The organism is Methylovorus sp. SPW-M1 (assembly GCF_053848825.1).
In genome coordinates this window covers 2,853,755-2,871,123 of sequence record NZ_CM132626.1, presented here as the reverse complement: position 1 = coordinate 2,871,123, position 17,369 = coordinate 2,853,755, and the positions used below count along the sequence as shown (strand labels likewise).

16 protein-coding genes and 1 riboswitch are annotated in these 17,369 nt (G+C 59.4%); of the genes, 2 read left to right on the top strand and 14 right to left on the bottom strand.

Translation table 11 applies throughout. The annotated features are described in order from the left end of the window. Nucleotides 1-4: 4 nt before the first annotated feature. Both cobD and cbiB read right to left on the bottom strand, forming a co-directional pair. On the bottom strand, nucleotides 5-1,012 hold the full coding sequence (cobD, locus tag ACWWD9_RS13665; protein ID WP_455867298.1) for a threonine-phosphate decarboxylase CobD: 1,008 nt from the start codon (nucleotides 1,010-1,012) through the stop codon (nucleotides 5-7). Further along, complete coding sequence (cbiB, locus tag ACWWD9_RS13660; RefSeq protein ID WP_455867297.1) at nucleotides 1,005-1,940, bottom strand: adenosylcobinamide-phosphate synthase CbiB; 936 nt, start codon at nucleotides 1,938-1,940, stop codon at nucleotides 1,005-1,007. Before cbiB ends, cobD begins: the two co-directional genes overlap by 8 nt. Nucleotides 1,941-1,954: 14 nt before the next feature. On the opposite strand from cbiB, the gene ACWWD9_RS13655 reads away from it, so the two are divergent. Next, nucleotides 1,955-3,427, top strand: coding sequence for a cobyric acid synthase (locus ACWWD9_RS13655; RefSeq protein ID WP_455867296.1), 1,473 nt, complete (start codon nucleotides 1,955-1,957; stop codon nucleotides 3,425-3,427). Between the two features lie 32 nt (nucleotides 3,428-3,459). Here the strand turns inward: ACWWD9_RS13655 and ACWWD9_RS13650 are convergent, their stop codons facing one another. Genes ACWWD9_RS13650 through ACWWD9_RS13640 form a run of 3 tightly spaced genes read right to left on the bottom strand, consistent with a single transcriptional unit; the run spans nucleotide 3,460 to nucleotide 5,020 of the window. Further along, the gene (locus tag ACWWD9_RS13650; RefSeq protein ID WP_013440967.1) at nucleotides 3,460-3,678 is read right to left on the bottom strand and encodes an RNA-binding S4 domain-containing protein; all 219 of its coding nucleotides are present in this window, start codon (nucleotides 3,676-3,678) and stop codon (nucleotides 3,460-3,462) included. A gap of 2 nt (nucleotides 3,679-3,680) precedes the next feature. After that, nucleotides 3,681-4,208 carry a bifunctional adenosylcobinamide kinase/adenosylcobinamide-phosphate guanylyltransferase gene (gene cobU / locus ACWWD9_RS13645; protein ID WP_159356263.1) on the bottom strand — a complete coding sequence of 176 codons (528 nt, stop codon included), beginning with the start codon at nucleotides 4,206-4,208 and terminating at the stop codon, nucleotides 3,681-3,683. A gap of 2 nt (nucleotides 4,209-4,210) precedes the next feature. Then, on the bottom strand, nucleotides 4,211-5,020 hold the full coding sequence (locus tag ACWWD9_RS13640; RefSeq protein ID WP_159356264.1) for a cobalamin-binding protein: 810 nt from the start codon (nucleotides 5,018-5,020) through the stop codon (nucleotides 4,211-4,213). 263 nt (nucleotides 5,021-5,283) lie between these two features. On the opposite strand from ACWWD9_RS13640, the gene ACWWD9_RS13635 reads away from it, so the two are divergent. Then, complete coding sequence (locus ACWWD9_RS13635; protein WP_159356265.1) at nucleotides 5,284-5,820, top strand: RDD family protein; 537 nt, start codon at nucleotides 5,284-5,286, stop codon at nucleotides 5,818-5,820. A gap of 18 nt (nucleotides 5,821-5,838) precedes the next feature. Here the strand turns inward: ACWWD9_RS13635 and bluB are convergent, their stop codons facing one another. The 9 genes from bluB to ACWWD9_RS13590 all read right to left on the bottom strand — a co-directional run bounded on the left by bluB (nucleotide 5,839) and on the right by ACWWD9_RS13590 (nucleotide 17,282). After that, nucleotides 5,839-6,489: a 5,6-dimethylbenzimidazole synthase gene (gene bluB, locus ACWWD9_RS13630; protein WP_455867295.1), complete on the bottom strand. Its 651-nt coding sequence runs from the start codon at nucleotides 6,487-6,489 to the stop codon at nucleotides 5,839-5,841. Beyond that, nucleotides 6,486-6,881 (bottom strand): DUF2149 domain-containing protein, encoded by a 396-nt coding sequence (locus ACWWD9_RS13625; RefSeq protein ID WP_455867294.1) that lies wholly within the window; start codon nucleotides 6,879-6,881, stop codon nucleotides 6,486-6,488. The genes bluB and ACWWD9_RS13625 overlap by 4 nt, the downstream gene beginning before the upstream one ends. A 27-nt stretch (nucleotides 6,882-6,908) precedes the next feature. Next, nucleotides 6,909-7,337, bottom strand: coding sequence for a MotA/TolQ/ExbB proton channel family protein (locus tag ACWWD9_RS13620; protein WP_455867293.1), 429 nt, complete (start codon nucleotides 7,335-7,337; stop codon nucleotides 6,909-6,911). Between the two features lie 101 nt (nucleotides 7,338-7,438). Continuing rightward, nucleotides 7,439-11,779, bottom strand: a complete 4,341-nt coding sequence (locus tag ACWWD9_RS13615) for a cobaltochelatase subunit CobN (protein WP_455867292.1) — start codon at nucleotides 11,777-11,779, stop codon at nucleotides 7,439-7,441. Continuing rightward, entirely contained in the window at nucleotides 11,776-13,065 is a 1,290-nt protein-coding gene (locus ACWWD9_RS13610) for a cobyrinate a,c-diamide synthase (protein WP_455867291.1), read from the bottom strand. The genes ACWWD9_RS13615 and ACWWD9_RS13610 overlap by 4 nt, the downstream gene beginning before the upstream one ends. Continuing rightward, nucleotides 13,059-13,670, bottom strand: coding sequence for a cob(I)yrinic acid a,c-diamide adenosyltransferase (gene cobO, locus ACWWD9_RS13605; RefSeq protein ID WP_013440978.1), 612 nt, complete (start codon nucleotides 13,668-13,670; stop codon nucleotides 13,059-13,061). Before cobO ends, ACWWD9_RS13610 begins: the two co-directional genes overlap by 7 nt. Then, entirely contained in the window at nucleotides 13,667-14,236 is a 570-nt protein-coding gene (locus ACWWD9_RS13600; RefSeq protein WP_013440979.1) for a hypothetical protein, read from the bottom strand. The genes cobO and ACWWD9_RS13600 overlap by 4 nt, the downstream gene beginning before the upstream one ends. Before the next feature lie 120 nt (nucleotides 14,237-14,356). Further along, nucleotides 14,357-16,231, bottom strand: a complete 1,875-nt coding sequence (locus ACWWD9_RS13595; protein WP_455867290.1) for a TonB-dependent receptor domain-containing protein — start codon at nucleotides 16,229-16,231, stop codon at nucleotides 14,357-14,359. 107 nt (nucleotides 16,232-16,338) lie between these two features. Continuing rightward, nucleotides 16,339-16,545, bottom strand: a riboswitch (cobalamin riboswitch). A gap of 173 nt (nucleotides 16,546-16,718) precedes the next feature. Beyond that, the gene (locus tag ACWWD9_RS13590; RefSeq protein ID WP_013440981.1) at nucleotides 16,719-17,282 is read right to left on the bottom strand and encodes a hypothetical protein; all 564 of its coding nucleotides are present in this window, start codon (nucleotides 17,280-17,282) and stop codon (nucleotides 16,719-16,721) included. Nucleotides 17,283-17,369: the final 87 nt, after the last annotated feature.

The window sequence follows — 17,369 nt, the reverse complement described above, 5'->3', positions numbered from 1 at the left end:
TGCGCTAAACCCTGTTGTTATTACATGGTGATTGCTTGCTTGTCCAATCGCTCAGTGCGCGTTGCAGCATGTCCCAGCGTTCAGGGGGTGGCAGTCCAAGCCGGATGGCCGATGGTTGGGCAAATAGCCGCGTCCAGATACCATGCCGTGCCAGATGGGCATGCAGCTCGATAGCACGCGGGTCTTGCCAGTAGCTGAAGAGCGCGGTGCTGCCAGTGGGCGAAATCCTCGCGGCATTCAGCAGGCTATACATTTTTGCCATGTCTTGCTGCAGGCGATGGCGTTGCGCATGTTGCCAGTCATGGTCGGCCATGGCAGCTGTGGCGATCAGGCGCGCCGGGCCGCTGAGCGTCCACGGCCCCAACCATTCCCGTAGTTGATCCAGTAAGTCCGGCGCGGCTAGCACCATGCCCACGCGTGCCCCAGCCAAGCCAAAAAACTTCCCCAGAGAGCGCAGCACTATCAAACCAGGTTTTGCGGCTTGCGCGCTGATGCTGTTCTCCGGCGTTGCGTCCATGAAAGCTTCATCCACGATAAGCCAGCCGCCCGGCGCCAGTGCCTGTTGCCATGCATGTAGTTGCGCAGGTGGGCACAGGCGGCCAGTCGGGTTGTTGGGGTTGCACACCACCAGCACGTCCACATTTTGCAGCTCGTTTATCTCGGGCAAGTGATCGCGCTCGGTGACGGTATGGCCGTGTTGGCGCCAGGCGTGGGCATGCTCGGCATAAGCAGGAGTGAGTACCCATACACGGCTGCGTGGGCGCAAATGCGGCAGTGCCTGAATGGCGGCTTGCGAGCCTGCCACCGCCAAGAGATGCTCTTGCTGGTAATAGCGGCGTGCGGTGTCCAGAAGCGCATCGTTTTCTATTGGCAATCGTTGCCAGAGCGCAGGGCTGATAGGGGGAATCGGGAAGGCGTGTGGGCTGATACCGGTGGAGAGGTCCAGCCAGGCTTCCAGCGGGCGATCGTAGTCTATGCAGGCTTGCTGCAGGTTGCCGCCATGCTCAAGCATGCAGCAGTTTCCACATCAGCCAGATCACTAAAACGCCCGCGCACCACAGCATCATGCTGCGCTTGATCAAGGCGAGCGCAGCCGGAATATGCGCTGGCTCGGCCGTTGCCCCCAGTCCTAGCGGTGGGCGATCTTTCCACACGCCATGGTAGGGCGCGCGGCCACCCAATTTGACTTGCAGTGCGCCAGCGCCAGCCGCCATCACGGGCCCGGCGTTGGGGCTGTACCAGGTGCGTGCCTGGGTGAACCAGCATTTGAGCCCTGACCAGGTGTGGCCACAAAGCGCATAGGCCAGCGCTGTCAGCCGTGCTGGAATCAGGTTGAAGACATCATCAAGGCGGGCGGCAGCCCAGCCAAAATAGCGATAGCGTGGCGTACGGTAGCCCCACATGGCATCCAGGGTATTGGCCAGCCGGTAAGCCACCACCCCTGGCCCGCCCAGCAGTGCAAACCAGAAAATGGCGGCAAATATCGCGTCATTGCCATTTTCAAGGGCGGATTCGACGGTAGCGGAGGCAATCTGCCCACGGCTCAGTTTTTTGCTATCGCGGCTGACCATCATGCCAACCGCTTCACGTGCGCGTACCAGGTCGCGTGCCTGCAGCGCCTCAAAAACCCGCATGGCGTGCAGGTGCAGGCTACGGGCGCCAATGGCGAGGTAAAGCAGGATAACGTCGATGACCCAGCCCAGCGGATGCCAAGTGATGAGCATGGCGACCAGCACCGCAGGCACCAGCAGTATCAGCCAGGCCAGCAAACCTGCGATGCGACCGGTAAACGCACCCTGCAGATGATTCATGGCGCGCTCAAGCCGCGTTGCCAGCGTGCCAAAGCCCACCAGGGGATGCCAGCGGGTGGGCTCGCCCAGACGCCAGTCCAGCAGACAGGCGGCGATAATCAATAGGGCTGGGGTTGGCAGCCAACTCATGGAATAATGGACCAATGGCATCCGTTCAAACATTCATGGTTCAGGGTACGACTTCCGATGCGGGCAAAAGCACGCTGGTCGCGGGATTGTGCCGGGTATTGTATCGCAGGGGCGTGCGTGTCGCGCCGTTCAAGCCGCAAAACATGGCGCTCAATTCGGCGGTGACGGTGGATGGCGGCGAGATAGGCCGGGCGCAAGCCGTGCAGGCCCAGGCCTGTGGCCTGCCGCCGCATACCGATATGAACCCCGTGCTGCTCAAACCCAATAGCGATACGGGCTGCCAGGTAATCATTCACGGCCGCGTGGTCGGTAATCAGGAAGCTACGCGCTATCACGATTACAAACCCACGGCCATGAAAGCCGTGATGGCCTCATGGCAACGCCTGTGCCAGCAATATGAACGTGTAGTGGTGGAAGGCGCAGGCAGCCCGGCTGAGATCAATCTGCGTCAGAACGATATTGCCAACATGGGCTTTGCCGAGGCGGCGGATTGTCCGGTGCTGCTGGTGGCGGATATTGATCGCGGTGGCGTATTTGCCCACATTGTCGGCACACTGGCCTTGCTCAGCGAATCCGAACGCCAGCGCGTCATCGGCTTTGTCATCAACCGCTTTCGTGGCGATATTGCCTTGCTGCAACCCGGCCTGGATTGGCTGGAGCAGGAGACCGGCAAGCCGGTACTGGGCGTGCTGCCGTATCTGCATCACCTGCATATCGAAGCAGAGGACGCCGTGCCGCGCGACGTCGCGCTCAAGGAGGACATCCGCCTGCGTGTGATCGCGCCCGTGCTGCCGCATGTGAGTAACCACACGGATATGGATGCCCTGCGCCTGCATCCGCATGTGCATTTCGAATTCATCAGCATGGGCGAACCCGTGCCGCCGGCGGACCTGATTATTCTCCCCGGCAGTAAAAACGTGCGCGGCGATCTGCAGACGCTGAAAGCGCATGGTTGGGAGACTGCCCTGGCGCGCCATTTGCGCTACGGCGGCAAAGTGCTGGGCATTTGCGGCGGCTTCCAGATGCTGGGGCAGCACATTCACGACCCGCACGGGCTGGAAGGCGATGCCGGCTCAGACCCCGGTTTTGGCTGGTTTGACATGCAAACCACGCTGCATACGCATAAAAAACTGGCGCAGGTGGCCGGGCGCTTCAGCTTTGGGAATCAGGCGGAAGTGACGGGCTATGAAATCCATATGGGCGTCAGCGAAGGCCCCGCCATGCAACAGCCCATGTTGTATATCGGCGACGCGCCGGAAGGCGCCATTTCAGTGGATGGCCAGATAGCAGGCACTTACCTGCATGGCCTGTTTGACCAGGCCTCGGCGACCAGCGCCCTGTTGCAATGGGCAGGGCTACCCGATCTGGAAGCGCAGAAAACCGTGCTGGAATATGACTACATGCAACTGCGGGAAGATGGCCTGAATCGCCTGGCCGATGCGCTGGAACAACATCTGGATTGGGCGCGGCTCGCGCCCTATTTGTAGCACCCGCTCAGCCTGCGCGGCGGGTAATTACATCAAGCCGGGTCTGCTGCCAGCACCTGTATGGTCTGTTCCATGCATTCCACTACTTGGCCCGCGCGTATCTTGGCGGTCTTGCGGCTTTCCGGCTTGCCATCCACCGTTACCAGACCATCGGCTACCATGGCCTTGCCCTGGCCGCCAGAGTCGGCAATGCCGGTCAGTTTCAGCAGGTTGCAAAGCTCAATGAACTCGCCTTTGAGTGTAAATTCCATGATTATCCTTTTAATGTAAGTGGCAGCCCGGCGGCGACAAAAGTCACCCGCGGCGCAATGGCGGCAATCGCCTGGTTCAGCCTGCCTTGTTCATCCTGAAACTGGCGGTTGATCTCGCCCAGCGGCACGATGCCCATGCCCACTTCATTGCTCACCAGCAAGATTTCGCCGGGCAATGTCGGCAGGGTTTCCAGCAATTCTCGTTTCTCCTGCTGCCAGTCTACGCCTTCCGGCGGCGCACAGTCCGGGCATATGCATTGCGCCAGCCACAAGGTCAGGCAATCCACCATCAAGCAGCGGTCGGCCGCCGCATGTTCGCGCAAGGTAGCCGCCAGGCCAAACGGCTTTTCCACCGTTGGCCAGTGGGCCGGACGCTGTTTGCGATGATGCGCGACGCGCTCGCCAAATTCGCTGTCATATACCTGCGCGGTAGCGATATAAATTACCGTCTTGCCGCTTTGCTCCGCCAGCTTTTCGGCATACAGACTCTTGCCAGAGCGGGCACCGCCGAGGATCAGATGGGTAGACATGCTTAACTCCAATGCTTTTGATGGGCCTGCCGCGCGCCCCATTGCTGAATGATCTCCTGCAACTGCCGCAAGCCATGTTGAATCAGGCTGGGGCCGGGCTGCAGAATATCCGCTGATTTTATCTCACGCAGCCAGCCCTGCTGCACGGCGGGGATAGTATCCCACCCCGGCCGCGCCATCACTTGTTCCGGCTGAAATTTTTTACCGCACCACGAGCCGATGATGATATCCGGCTGCCGCTCCACCACCTGCTGCGGGTCCGCAATAATCCGGTCCTTGGCGGAGGGAAACTGCGCCAGCTCGGCAAAGGCATCCTCGCCCCCCGCCAATGCAATCAGCTCGCCCACCCAGCGTATGCCGCTCATCATGGGCGCATCCCATTCCTCAAAATACACCCGCGGCTTGCGCGGCAGATAATCCGCCGTCTCACGCACCGCATCCATCTCCTGCTGCAAGCGCGCCACCAGCGCCTGTGCCTCGGCGGCCTTATCCACCAACACACCCAGGCTCAAGATCATCTGCAACACCTGCGCCAGCGAGCGCTGGTTATACACATGTACCTCCACCCCCGCCCGTATCAGCGCCGCCGCAATATCCGCCTGCAGGTTGGAAAAGCCAATCACCAGATCCGGCTCCAGCGCCAATATCTTGTCCAGCTTGGCACTGGTAAACGCTGAAACCTTGGGTTTCTCGCGCCGCGCCGCCGCTGGCCGTGTGGTAAAGCCGGAAATCCCGACAATACGATCCTGCGCGCCCAGAAGATAAAGCGTTTCAACGGTTTCGGTAGTGAGGCAGACGATGCGGTGGTACATAAAAAGCCTGTGCGTGAAGATTGTAGTTTGTCGGGGATGCTGCGTGGTTAAGGTCTCCAGATACCGGAGGGTATGCCACACAGTGCGGTCCCGGGGGCTACTTAATCCCCTCTTTCGTGACTCACCGCACCGCGCCGGCAGATGGCCTGGAACATAATCCCTGCGGGATATTGGCGGTAGCTGCCAGTGTTTCATGCCTTTGCTGGACCATTTTAAAACGTATTCAGGGCCGGCCTTCAATTAATTTTACTCAGGGAGCGTAAATGTTTTGTTCTAAATGTGGAGAGAAAAACCAGGAATTTGCCAGCTTTTGTTCTGCGTGTGGTACCCAGCTGAATTCGACGTTTCAGGATCCTCAATCCCAGAGTTATGGAGGATTTTGGTACCGGACTATTGCGTTTTTGATCGACAATATTGTGATCGGTTTAGGAAGTGTTGTTCTGCTGGTCGGCATGTTCTATGGTTTATTCATCGGTAGTTCAGCCTCCGAGGAGGAAAACGTATTTTTATACGAAGTCATGGCCTATCTTCTGAATATTCTGGTGACCTGGCTTTACTTCACCGTCTTTGAAGCATCAGCATGGCAGGCAACACCGGGCAAACGGATGTTGGGGCTAAGAGTGACGGATGCCAGCGGCAAACGCCTCGGAATGGGCCGTGCTAATGCCCGCTATTGGGCCAAATTGCTTTCCTGCCTGTTGCTTGGTATTGGATTTCTCATGGTTGCCTTCACCAGCAAAAAACAGGGCTTGCATGACCTGATCGCACGTACTTATGTGTTGAAGACGGAGAGTGCCTGAGGCCTCCCGTTCGCGCCATTATGCTTTTTCATCCCATTGGTTTTGCATCAGCATCTCACTCAAGGGCTTCGCCTCTGCCCATCCCTCCTCAATCAGCATGGGCTGCGCGTAAAACATGGGCACATGGCCCAGGCATAGCACGGCGACCGGCTTCGCGCCTTCTGGCATGTTGAGCAGTCTGGCGAGTTGTTCGGGGTCGAAGATGGAGACCCAGCCCATGCCCAGGCCTTCGGCGCGGGCGGCGAGCCAGATGTTCTGGATGGCGCAGGAGACGGAGGCGAGGTCCATCTCGGGCAGGGTGCGGCGGCCGAAGACGTAGCGTTCGCGGCCATCGCACAGGGCGGCGACGATGACTTCGCCGCATTGCAGGATGCCTTCTACTTTCAGGCGTAAAAATTCGGCCTCGCGTTCGCCCAGGGCATGGGCGGTTTGCTGGCGCTCCTGCTCGACCAGGGCGTGTATCTGCTGGCGTAAGGCGGACTGAGTAATGCGGATGAAGCGCCAGGGTTGCATGAGACCGACGCTGGGGGCGTGGTGCGCGGCGTTGAGCAGGCGTTGCAGGGTGGCGGGGTCTACCGGGTCTGGCAAAAAATGGCGCATGTCGCGCCGTTCGGCGATGACGCGGTAGATGGCGGCGCGCTCTTCATCGCTGTAACGAAAGTCGCTCATTTTGCGGTTCCTTGCGGTGAGTCTGAGGGTTGAGCGGGCTGCTTTGTTTGGGCGGATGGGCTGGCCTGCTCGATCAACAGCAGTTTGCCGGTTTTTTCATCGCGATAGACCTGGCCGACGGATTGATAGCCGCTGCCGGGGTTGCCAGACACACTGGGTGGCGCGGCGATCTCGCGGCCGCGCTCCAGTTCCTTGGCGGGTTTTATCATGGCCTGGCCACCGGCGCTGAGCGCGGCGAGCAGACCGCAGGCGAATACCAGCATGACGTCGACCAGATTGACCAGGCTGGCGCGCGGGTCTTCATCGTCGTGGTCAAAGCGGCTGTGCAGGCGGCGTTTGGCCGGGCGGGGGGCGACGGCCGCTTCCGTATTCATGTTATGGCTTGTTTTCATGGGTGAGCTTTTTTCATGACATGGCCTTCAGCTTTCCAGCGATTCCAGCACATCTTCATACCAGCGGCGGCGCAGCTTGCCGATGACGAGGCCGGCAATACCGGCGATCAGGCCCAGCACGGTGGCATCAAATGCGGTGGTAACAGCTTGCGCCAGTTGCGCCGGGTTGCCCTGCCCTAGAGCGGCGAGGCCAGGCCCAAGGGGGATAATGGTGGCCATCAGCCCCAGCATGGGCGGAATGCGCGCCAGCAGATCGGCGCGTTCCAGCCGGTGGCGGGCGGTTTTGATCACGGCATCGCTGGCCGACTTGCGCATCTGGCGCAGGCCAAACAGCCGCTCGCCGATGGCAATGCCGGATTCCAGCACAGCGAAGGCGACCGAGGCGATCAGAATGGCGATCACCGGCGTGAGCAGGCTGGTAATGGCCGCGTGCAGATTGTTCATGTCAAACAGCATAAATCGTCCTTTTTACAATGTGATGCCGGGATGGGCTGTCACGGTATTACGCGTCCTGCAATGCAGCTTCGGCTCATCGGCGGCGTTGTACATGCCACCGATCAAGCCTGCGGTTGCTTGCGCATGCCCAGCCAGATACCCAGACCCAGCGCAGGCAGCAGGGCCAGCAACCACCAACCCAGATGTAATTGCACGGATTTCACCGCGACTTCATACATGGTAGGTTGCACAGGTGTCGGAGGTGTTTTGGCAGCGGGCGCCGGTTTTTGCGCCGCCTTGTTTGCGGGCTTGTTAGCGTTCACTGGCTCGGGTTCTGGTGTCGCATCCGGCAGACGCGGAGCGTTGGCCTCAGCCTGTGCAGTGGGGCCATAGGTATTCAGGCCATCCCCACGGGCTTTGGATAATACCTGCTGCAAGGCTTGCTTATCCTGGCTGCTGAGGTGGCCGGCGAGCCACGACCACATGGGGTGGTTGGGCGCGGTATGGCCGCTGCCGGGCAGGCCATTTTTGCTGACCAGTTGTGTGAGCTGGCTGCCGAGCTGACGCACGGTGGCGTCATCGGCATGCCAGTAACCTTTTTGCGCGGCAACCAGCATGATCGCCAGCATCTGCGCCTTTACATGGGCGTTGTGCTTGTCTTCCAGGAATTTATCCAGCCCCAGCCCGAGGCCATCGTCCACATACACGCGCTTCACTTCGTCCCAGGCCCAGTCCTTTATGATGTCGGGCCGCGTGACTTGCCAGCCCCACAGGTTTTCCATGAACTCGGTGCCCATGGTGCGCGCACCAGCATAGCCATGATCCATCAGCGGGCGTATCCAGTTGGGGTTCAGGTAACGGCCGCGCATTTCCATCAGCAGGGCGGTTTCCAGCGGATCGTCGCTGACGTTATTGGGGTCGCTGTGATTGAGAATGCGCGCCGCCGGACGCTGGCCGGTGACCTGCTCAGTAGCCAGCGAGAGGCCGCCCAGATAATCAAACGCGTCGTTGTTATCCATCAGGCCATACAGGTTGGATGCGCGGCCATGGTAGGTGTTGGCGATGCTGCCCAGCGCGGTGGAAAACACAGCGTGCGCGGGCTGGCCCTGCGCATCCAGCCCATAAGCGTGGCCCATGCGGGTGAGGTAGGCATTGCCCAGTTCGCTGCGGTCTTTCCAGCTGCCGGAGCGCTCGGTGAGGCGGTTGATGCCGGTGCCATAGGCGCCCGGGGCATCGCCAAAGATACGCCAGGCGGCTTCACGTCCGGCTTGCGCCAGCGGCATGCCCTGCGTTGCCAGTGCCTGCGTGCGGCGCAGCCAGTGCAGCGCCACGCCATTGGTCTCCAGCGATTCATCGGCTTCTTGCCGGGCTTCGCCCAGCGGATTCAGCGCGGCGTCCAGCGCATCATTGAGCTCCGGGTGCTGCTGGCGTATGCGCGTGGCCGAGGCCGCGAGCGCCATGCGGCCTGCGGTGTCTATCCACTGCATCAGGTTGGGGTAAAGGTCACGAAACAGCCCCGAGGTGGTGACGATGACATCGTGCCGCGCCACGCCGGGGGTGAGCTGCATTTTTTGCACAATGCCGCGCGCATTCCACTCTGGCTCGGTGCCCATCAGTCGCAAGATAAAGCTCACGATCACGCCTTCATCGCGCACCGCATCGGAGGCCCAGAGAATCACGCCTTCACTATCCTGGATGCTGTCGCGCTGTTTGACCTTGTCCGCCATGGCGGCGCCCATCTGAAAGCCCAGGCGCGTGGGCAAGACATCGCCATCCAGCGCATGAAAATTGCGGCCCGTGGGCAATGATTCTGGCGAGCGCAGCGGGTCGTTGCCCTTGCCCGGCGCAATAAACCCGCCATCCAAGGCATGCAAAAAGGCATGCATCTCCAGCCCCGGCGAGGCGGCAAGTGCATCGCGCGTGGCCTCACTTACCTTGTGCTCCTGCCCGCGGCCCATGGAGTCCAGCATCAGTTGCAAGGACGCCTCCGACCAGGGGCGGCCGAAGATATGCAGGCCGTGCGGCATGAACTTCTCCTGCAGCTTGGTCAGGTAATGGCCGACTTCATGTGCCAGCAAATCATCGTCCGTCTGTTCAAAGCCGATGCCGCGCACCTGCAGCACATCGGCCATGCTGGCTTCCAGCTCCGAGCGCAGTTGCAGGGCTTCTACCAGCCGCCGCATTTCACGGGCGGCTTCCAGTTTCATGGTGTCCGAGCTGGAGGATTCGTAGGTTTCCACTACCTGCCGCAGTTCCAGCAAGCGGTCATACAGCGGCGTGGCGGTGAGCGGTGGCGTCAGGTGGTCTATCATCACCGCCAGCCCGCGCCGCTTGGATTGCGTGCCTTCGCCCACGCCATCGACAATATACGGATAAATGCCGGGAAGATCGCCCGCGATCAGGCGCGAGTAGTCATTAGCCGAGAGGCCCACGGCCTTGCCGGGCAGGAATTCATAGGTGGAATGGCGGCCGATGTGTACCAGCGCATCAGCGCCGAAATCGGCTTGCAGCCAGTGGTAAAAACCCAGGTACTGATGCGGCGGCGGAATGGTGGTGTTGGCATGCAGCAATTCTTCGTCTACCTCCCAGCCGCGTGGCGGTTGCGGGCCGATGAAAATATTGCCGAAGCGGATGCCGGGAATCAGCATGTTGCCGTTATGCACCATGACCTTGCCCGGTGGCTGGCCCCAGCCGCGCAGGCCTTCAATACCCAGCGCGGCGAGGCGGGATTTATCCTGAGTGAGCTTGTTGCAATCGGTGTGTTGATCCAGGCATTGCTCGTAGCCGGTTTGCAGGGCGGCAAGCTGGCGCAAGGCTTCATTGCGCTTGGGGTGGTCCGCGCCTTCCAGCAGGTGGCGCAGCTCATGCATGGCTTTATCGAGGCGCGTGCGGCCAATGGCGATTTCTCCGGCTTGTTGCGCGGCGACGATATCTGCGTGCAATCTTCCGAGCGGGCCTTCCGTCATCTCGCCACGCACGGCGGCGGGCAGGGTGGCAAACCAGCGCTGGTAACTTGCCGCATCCATATTGGTGACGTGCTGCTGCATCTCGGCCAAGGCGCCGTTGTCTTCCGGCAGGTTAACGCCGCGTTGCTGCATGATATCGAGCAGCGCCTCGGGCGAGGCTGGCAGTTCGCCGGTGGTATAGCCCGCCTGTTGCAGCGCGTGCAGCATGTCGAACAGGCTGGCGGGCACATCAAGATTATCGGCCCCGATATTCTGGCGACCTGGCGGGTGGTTGTAGTAAATCAGCGCGACTTTCTTGTCGGCATTCGGTTTGTCGCGCAGGGCTTGCCAGCGTATAGCCCGCGTCACCAGCGAGCCGATTTCGGCAGGCAGCATCTGCGGCAGCTTGAGTTCCACGCCGGTTTGTTTGTCCAGCGTGGCGGGGCCAGCGGCCGCGACCACGATAGGTTGCGAGCTGCCCTGAATCTCCGGCATGGCCACGCGGTATTGCACCGAGTTGATCGGCAGGCCATCCTCCGAAAGCTGCCAGGCCGAGGCGGTGCGGTCGGTGAGGCGTATGGCCTTGTAGACCGGGACATCGAGCTGCGACAGCAGGCTGGTGACGGCCTCACGCCCTTCGGCGGCGCCGACCACAAAATCCTGCAACACTACCAGCCCGGCGGGCTTGGCTGGGGCTACCAGGGTTTTCAGCTGGGCGATGGCATCGCGCGAGCTTTCGCCCCAGCGCGCCATCAGCACCAGGCATTGCAGTTTGCGGCGTGCGCTGTCCTGGCAGATGGCATCGGCGGGTTGCGGGTCGCTGGTATTGAGGTCGAGCACCACCAGTACCGGTGCGGCATTCAGACGCAGGGCCGTTGGCGCAATTTCCTTGCCCTGCATGCGGTAAACCATGGCAGGCTGCGGCTTGGGTAACGGCGCTGTGCCACGCGGGTGCAGCCAGTAGCGGATGAAGGCGGCCTGGTTTTCACTGCCACCGGCTTGCCACAGATCATGCAGGGCCAGCCATTGCGCGGCTGCCGGATGGTTGCGCGCGGCGCTGGCAATCTCCGGGGCGAGATTGTTCTGGGTGAGAGTCAGCGCTGCCGCATCCTTGAAGCGGCTGACCGGCTCACCAGCAAAGCGGCTGCGCATGGAAAGCCCGCTTTCGCCATTGAGTGCGATGAAGTTGCGGATATCGCCACTGCCCGCGCGATCCAGCCGGACTTGCAGCCGTTGCGCGGCTTCGCCATATACGGCGATGGCCATCACGGCATCGGCATTTTTCAGCCAGCGATCCAGCGTTTTGTCGTCCGCCGCCAGTACTTGCGATTGCGTGCGCAGCAGGATTTTATCCTTGCCGTTATTGGCGAGTATCACGTGCGCCGCATTGGCCACTGCCGGGGCGGTGCGATCGGAGACGATGCCGAACAGCGTGGCAGCGGAAGCAGGCGGGCTGGAAAGGGTGAATGCGGCAAGTAGCAGGCCGCCAAGGGTATAAGCAGGCAGCCGGGCCATCATGCGGTGAAGAGGGCGGCGGCCGCTTGCGGGTTGGAGGGGAAGTAAAAATGCAGATAGCTCGCGGTGAGGCTGCCATGGCGGTAGATGGCTTCGCCGGGTTTTCCGCGCTGGGTGATGGCGCTGTGCATAGGCGGCAAGGTGGTTTCCATGCGGGAGTAATGAAATGTATGGGCGTTGAGGCGTCCATCGGCAAAGTCGGCAAACTGCACGCCCAGCCCCTGAAAGCGCGGCTGCATGCTGGTGCTGCCAGGCAGCAGGCCAAACATCGGTGTGCTATCAATCGCCTCACTGAGTGCCATCATGCCGCCACACTCGGCCAGCATGGGCATGCCCGCTTGCCAGGCTAGTTGCAATGCCTCGCGCATGGCGGCATTGGCGCCAAGCGTCGCTGCATGGATCTCCGGGTAGCCGCCGGGAAACCACAGGGCATCGGCGGCAGGCAGCGCCTGATCATATAGCGGTGAGAAAAATTCGAGGCTGGCGCCCAACTCGCGCAGGCAATCCAGATTGGCCGGGTAAATAAAACAGAAAGCCGCGTCGCGGGCGATGGCGATGGTTTTGCCCGCCAGCGGACGGAAGCTATCGGCTGGGGTGTGGGCTAGTGCAGCGAAGTCGGTAGCCGGGGGCAGCGGCAAGATGCCATCGGGCTGCGAGGCCAGCAGGGCCTGGGCTGCAGCGCTGATGCGTTGTTCCAGATCGTCAATCTCGTCGGCACGGTGCAGACCGAGGTGGCGTTCTGGCAATGAAAAGTTGTCGGATTTTGGCAAGGCGCCCAGCCATGGAATATCGGCTGGCAGGCTCTGACGCAATAAATCCGCATGGTGGCTGCTACCGGTGCGGTTGCCGATGACACCTGCCGGAATCAGCGCCGGGCGATAGCGATAAAGCCCGGCTGCCAGTGCGCCAAAAGTCTGCGCCATGCCAGCAGCATCTACCGTCAGGGCGACAGGGATACGAAAGCGTTCGGCGATATCAGCGCTGGATGGCGCACCATCGTAAAGCCCCATCACGCCTTCAATGATGATCACATCGGCGTCGAGCGCGGCCTGATGCAGCCTGGCCTGGATATCGGCCTCGCCATTCATGGCCAGGTCGAGGTTGTAAACGGGATGACCGGTGGCGGTCGCCAGGATCATGGGGTCAAGAAAGTCTGGGCCGCATTTGAAGCCGCGTACCCGCAAGCCACTATCGCGCCAGGCGCGGGCCAGGGCCGCGGTGACCAGTGTTTTACCCTGATTGGATGCCGGGGCGGAAACCAGCAGGGCCGGGCAGGCCGCCGCTACCACTCCACCCCCGGCATGGCTTGCACGCCATTTTTAAAGGCATGCTTCACCATATTCATTTCGGTGACGGTGTCGGCCTGCTCTATCAGCTCCGGCGGTGCCGCCCGGCCGGTGACGACCACGTGCTGCATAGCAGGGCGCGCGGCAATGTCCGCCAGCACATCGGCCAGCTCCAGGTAATGGTATTTGAGCACGATATTGAGCTCGTCCAGAATCACCACGCCGACACTGCTATCTTGCATGGCCTGCTGCGCCTGGGCCCAGCCTTGTTTGGCAGCGGCAATATCGCGATCGCGATTTTGCGTTTCCCAGGTAAAGCCTTCGCCCATGACATGCCAGGTAACATTTGGCTGGTTGCGGTAAAAGGCCTCTTCGCCGGTGTCAGAGCGGCCTTTGACAAACTGCACCACCACCGCACGCTGACCATGCCCCAGCGCACGCGCCAGCAGGCCAAACGCTGCGGTGGATTTGCCTTTGCCATTGCCGGTATTCACCAGCAACAGGCCGCGCTCTACCCGGGCGGCCTCAATCTTGGCATCGACCACTGCTTTTTTGCGTGCCATGCGATCGGCATGGCGCTGGTTCAGCCCCTGGTCTTGCTCACTCATGCGGCTTGCTTGGCATCAGCGCGCACCAGCTTGATCACGATATGAATGATGGCGGCGGTGGCGATGTAAAACGCCAGGGTTTGCAGGGAGGATGGATAGTACTTGGTCAGGCGTGGCAGGAATTCCATCAGTGATGGATCGGCGTAGCGACCGGAGAAGAAGTAGAAGCCGCCGCTGGAGAACAGGTGGCAGATAAAGCTACTGACCAGTACAGCGCCGCTCAATGTGAACAGGGATTTGATGGCAAAGCTGTAGTGCTTGGCAAACCAGCGACCGCCCAGCCACAGGGTACCGTAAGCCGGTACCAGGAAGCCATAGGCCGGGCTGGTGCAGAAATCGCTGCCGCCACTGGCGCTGACTGAGGCAAAGTCCAGACCGGCTGCGAGGCCCATGAAGACGGGAAACACCCACATTGGGCGCAGATAAACACCCAGCATGAAAAAGACGGCCCAGGATGCGCTGGGCAGATGGTTGACGCTGGCAAAGTGGTTGCCACGCGTCATGATCATGAGTGCTGCGAGCAGTAAGCCGACGATAAGCTGTTGCTGTTTGGTGAGGTTAAGCATGAGAGATTGCCTTCTGGTTAAAGTATTTAAGAAACGGAACATTTCAATATTTTAAATGAAATGTTCCCTTAACATTGCCTCTTGCATGGCCTATCGTTTTGCCGCTGCTCTTTGCTCGCCTTAAAGCGCAGGCGAATAACGCAGGGTGACAAACAGATTAGTACCAAAGGTTCCGTAGTTCTGTGCCAACTCATACTCGCGATCAAACAGATTGTTGACGCGCGCATTCACTGACCAGTCCTGGTTGATGCGGTAATTGGTAAACACATTCACCTGGGTGTAACCGCTCAGGCGGAGAGCGTTGGCCGTGTCATCAAAACGATGGCCGGAGCTTTCGATTTCACTGCCAAATTGCCAGTCGCCCCACGTTTGGGTTAAGCCCAGCGCGCCATGCTCACGGGCGCGACGCGGCAGCCAGTTTCCTGTGTCGGCATCTTCTGCCCGCAAAAAGTCGGCGTTGCCGTATACCTGAGTGCGATCCCAGCTGCCGTTGTAGCTCAGCGTCAGGCCTTTGAGATCGGCTTTATTGACGTTGATGGGTGGAGTAGTTGTGCCCACCGATGGCGTGATGATCAGGTTATCCACCTTATTTTTGTAATAGATGGCGCTGATACGCTGGCCACCCTGGCTAAATTGCAGGCCAATCTCGCCATTTTCGGCTTCTTCCGGTTTGAGGTTGGGATTACCTATGTATCTACCTTGCAAGGGGCTATAAAGCTGATTAAAGGTTGGTGCATTAAATGCCGTCCCGTATAGCGCATGGGCGCGCCATTGCGGATTAATCTGGTAAGCATACCCAAGGCTGCCGGTGGTTTTGTCGCCAAACTGCGAGTTCTGGTCGAGGCGACTGTTGGCCTGGAACTGGTGGCTCCCGAGCTTGTATTGCCAGCCCAGCAGATAGGATTGAATGTTGCGTTCATCCTTGGCAAATTTGGTCGTTCCATCAACCTTCTGTTCGCGCCGCTCAGAGCCCAGCGTAAACAAGCCCAAATCTGTCGTGATGTCGTTTTGCCAGCTGTATTGGGTTTGCGTGGTCTTGATCAGTGAGCGGACTTTCAGGGTATTGGCCGTGTTGGGGCTGAATGACTCCAGATTGTCCTCACTCTGGCCGACGCTGAAATTGCTCATCCAGTTTTCTGTGAACTGATTTTTGCTGTAAACCGAGATCAGAGTCTGGCGGCGGTTGCCATAATAATCAAAGCGGTTTGTTGGGTTTGCTGCTGGACTAGTATTGCCACCATCGTAATGGTTGGTGCCCTCATTCAGCCAGCCCTGGATGCCGAGCTCATGGTTCTCGGTGAAATGCTGAGCCAGCTTCAATGACACATTTCTGTTGTTATAGCCATCGTCATCCGGGTTGTAATTTCTTAATGTTTTATTGGCAATGGCAGAGACGCCATTGGTGGAACTGGTTCCCGCCTGCACGCTGAAACTGGTGTTTTCTACACGCCCGGCGACGCCTGCCGAGGCGCTGCTGCTGCCATAGGTGCCCAGGCCCACGCTCGCATTCAGGCGCGGTTTGCCTTTGCCGCTCTTGGTAAAAATCTGGATAACGCCGCCAATTGCATCAGCGCCATATAAACTGCTCGCGGGGCCGCGCAGGATTTCCACGCGCTCAATCTGGTCGAGCGGAATATTTTCAAGCGCTGTGGTGCCAGTGGTGGCGGAGCTGACGCGCAGGCCGTCTATCAACACTAGCGTATGTGTGGCGTTGGCACCACGGATAAAGATATCAGCAGATTTGCCAGTGCCGCCATTCTGTACGATCTGCACGCCGGGTTGCATGGCGAGCAGTTGCACCAGCGTCGTCTGACCGGCTTTCTGAATCTGATCCTGGGTAATGACGGAAATATCGCCCAGCGCATCGCTGACTTTTTGTTCGGTGCGGGCGGCGGTGACGACGATGTCTGACAGCGTGGTATCGGCCGCCAGTGAATTGAATGAATGCGCAAACAAAGGCGCAAGCGCGATGGCGAGTGCAGAACGGTGAAGCATGGAATTTTCCTTATGCTGTTCCCGGCAACGCTTGCGCCTGTGGCGTGGTAATCAAGACAGAGTGGAGAACAGCTGAAGAGAGTCTGGTGACGCTGCAACCCCGCAGCAATCCCTTGAATCATCAGGCCGGTCTCCGGGCTCATACGTTTTGTTAATCCGCCTTCCCATGGCTATGCCACAGTGGCGTGTAGGATCAACCACACGTAATTACCGTTGCGGGGGCAGCACAGGGTTTGTTTGTGAAAACGCACCTGTTTCCCAGTTTCACCTCATCGCAGAATAGCGACTTCGGCACCTGAACAACTGCGTGGATTATATGCGATGTCGCCGAAAATAAACAGGCGGGGAAATGTGGTTGAGGAAAAGCGAGGAACGAATGTTAGGCGCCTGGAGATACAATTTTTGCAAGCTTGCATGCAGCCCAGCAGATTGCCGGGCTGAGAATGTTGATGCGGCTGACGTGGGCTACCACGCTACCCGACAAAGATTAAAGCGATATGCGGCTGGGAGCGGCGATACGCAATTTGAATAAACGGGCTGCCAGCCAACCAATCGCCACATACATCAACGCGTAGCCTACATAGGGCATGTAATACTTGGCTACGCGGACGCTAAATTCGGTAATGGTCAGGCTATCCACTTTGTCTGAAAACGCAAACCAGAAGGCATTGGATACCACAAAAGCAATGCTGGTAGAGCCCCAGGCAAACAAGGCAAATGGCAAGATGGAAAATGGCTTGTCACTATCCGCCAGTAACCGTCCCGCGCCCCATACCAAGCCATAGGTGGGAATCAGGCCCCAGTAACCAGGCGACATGCAGTAATCCGACACGCCTTGCCAGCCCATGGCATACCCATCCATGCCAAATGCCGCAATCAGCGCCAGCCCCAGCCAGCTGGTGTTCGTAATCAGCAAGCCGCCCATGAACAGCACCGCCAGCGTGGCGTCCGGCAGGTAAACATCATTGCCGAAATGCTGGGTGCGAGTGGCGATGATCAAGAGAATCAGGATAGCGCCCACCCAGAAAGACTGCTTGTTGTGCTGCGGCATTTCGTCAAAACTCCGTTGTGCTTGCTTAGTGTCTTGGATTGTAACCGTTTAAATAAATTTTCCAAACGTAAAAAAGCCGCTATCCCT

Bases quoted from the DNA above. Each gene is read 5' to 3' on its own strand.
- cobD (WP_455867298.1), bottom strand. From the start codon at position 1,012: ATGCTTGAGCATGGCGGCAACCTGCAGCAAGCCTGCATAGACTACGAT.
- cbiB (WP_455867297.1), bottom strand. From the start codon at position 1,940: ATGAGTTGGCTGCCAACCCCAGCCCTATTGATTATCGCCGCCTGTCTG.
- ACWWD9_RS13655 (WP_455867296.1), top strand. From the start codon at position 1,955: ATGGCATCCGTTCAAACATTCATGGTTCAGGGTACGACTTCCGATGCG.
- ACWWD9_RS13650 (WP_013440967.1), bottom strand. From the start codon at position 3,678: ATGGAATTTACACTCAAAGGCGAGTTCATTGAGCTTTGCAACCTGCTG.
- cobU (WP_159356263.1), bottom strand. From the start codon at position 4,208: ATGTCTACCCATCTGATCCTCGGCGGTGCCCGCTCTGGCAAGAGTCTG.
- ACWWD9_RS13640 (WP_159356264.1), bottom strand. From the start codon at position 5,020: ATGTACCACCGCATCGTCTGCCTCACTACCGAAACCGTTGAAACGCTT.
- ACWWD9_RS13635 (WP_159356265.1), top strand. From the start codon at position 5,284: ATGTTTTGTTCTAAATGTGGAGAGAAAAACCAGGAATTTGCCAGCTTT.
- bluB (WP_455867295.1), bottom strand. From the start codon at position 6,489: ATGAGCGACTTTCGTTACAGCGATGAAGAGCGCGCCGCCATCTACCGC.
- ACWWD9_RS13625 (WP_455867294.1), bottom strand. From the start codon at position 6,881: ATGAAAACAAGCCATAACATGAATACGGAAGCGGCCGTCGCCCCCCGC.
- ACWWD9_RS13620 (WP_455867293.1), bottom strand. From the start codon at position 7,337: ATGCTGTTTGACATGAACAATCTGCACGCGGCCATTACCAGCCTGCTC.
- ACWWD9_RS13615 (WP_455867292.1), bottom strand. From the start codon at position 11,779: ATGATGGCCCGGCTGCCTGCTTATACCCTTGGCGGCCTGCTACTTGCC.
- cobO (WP_013440978.1), bottom strand. From the start codon at position 13,670: ATGAGTGAGCAAGACCAGGGGCTGAACCAGCGCCATGCCGATCGCATG.
- ACWWD9_RS13600 (WP_013440979.1), bottom strand. From the start codon at position 14,236: ATGCTTAACCTCACCAAACAGCAACAGCTTATCGTCGGCTTACTGCTC.
- ACWWD9_RS13595 (WP_455867290.1), bottom strand. From the start codon at position 16,231: ATGCTTCACCGTTCTGCACTCGCCATCGCGCTTGCGCCTTTGTTTGCG.
- ACWWD9_RS13590 (WP_013440981.1), bottom strand. From the start codon at position 17,282: ATGCCGCAGCACAACAAGCAGTCTTTCTGGGTGGGCGCTATCCTGATT.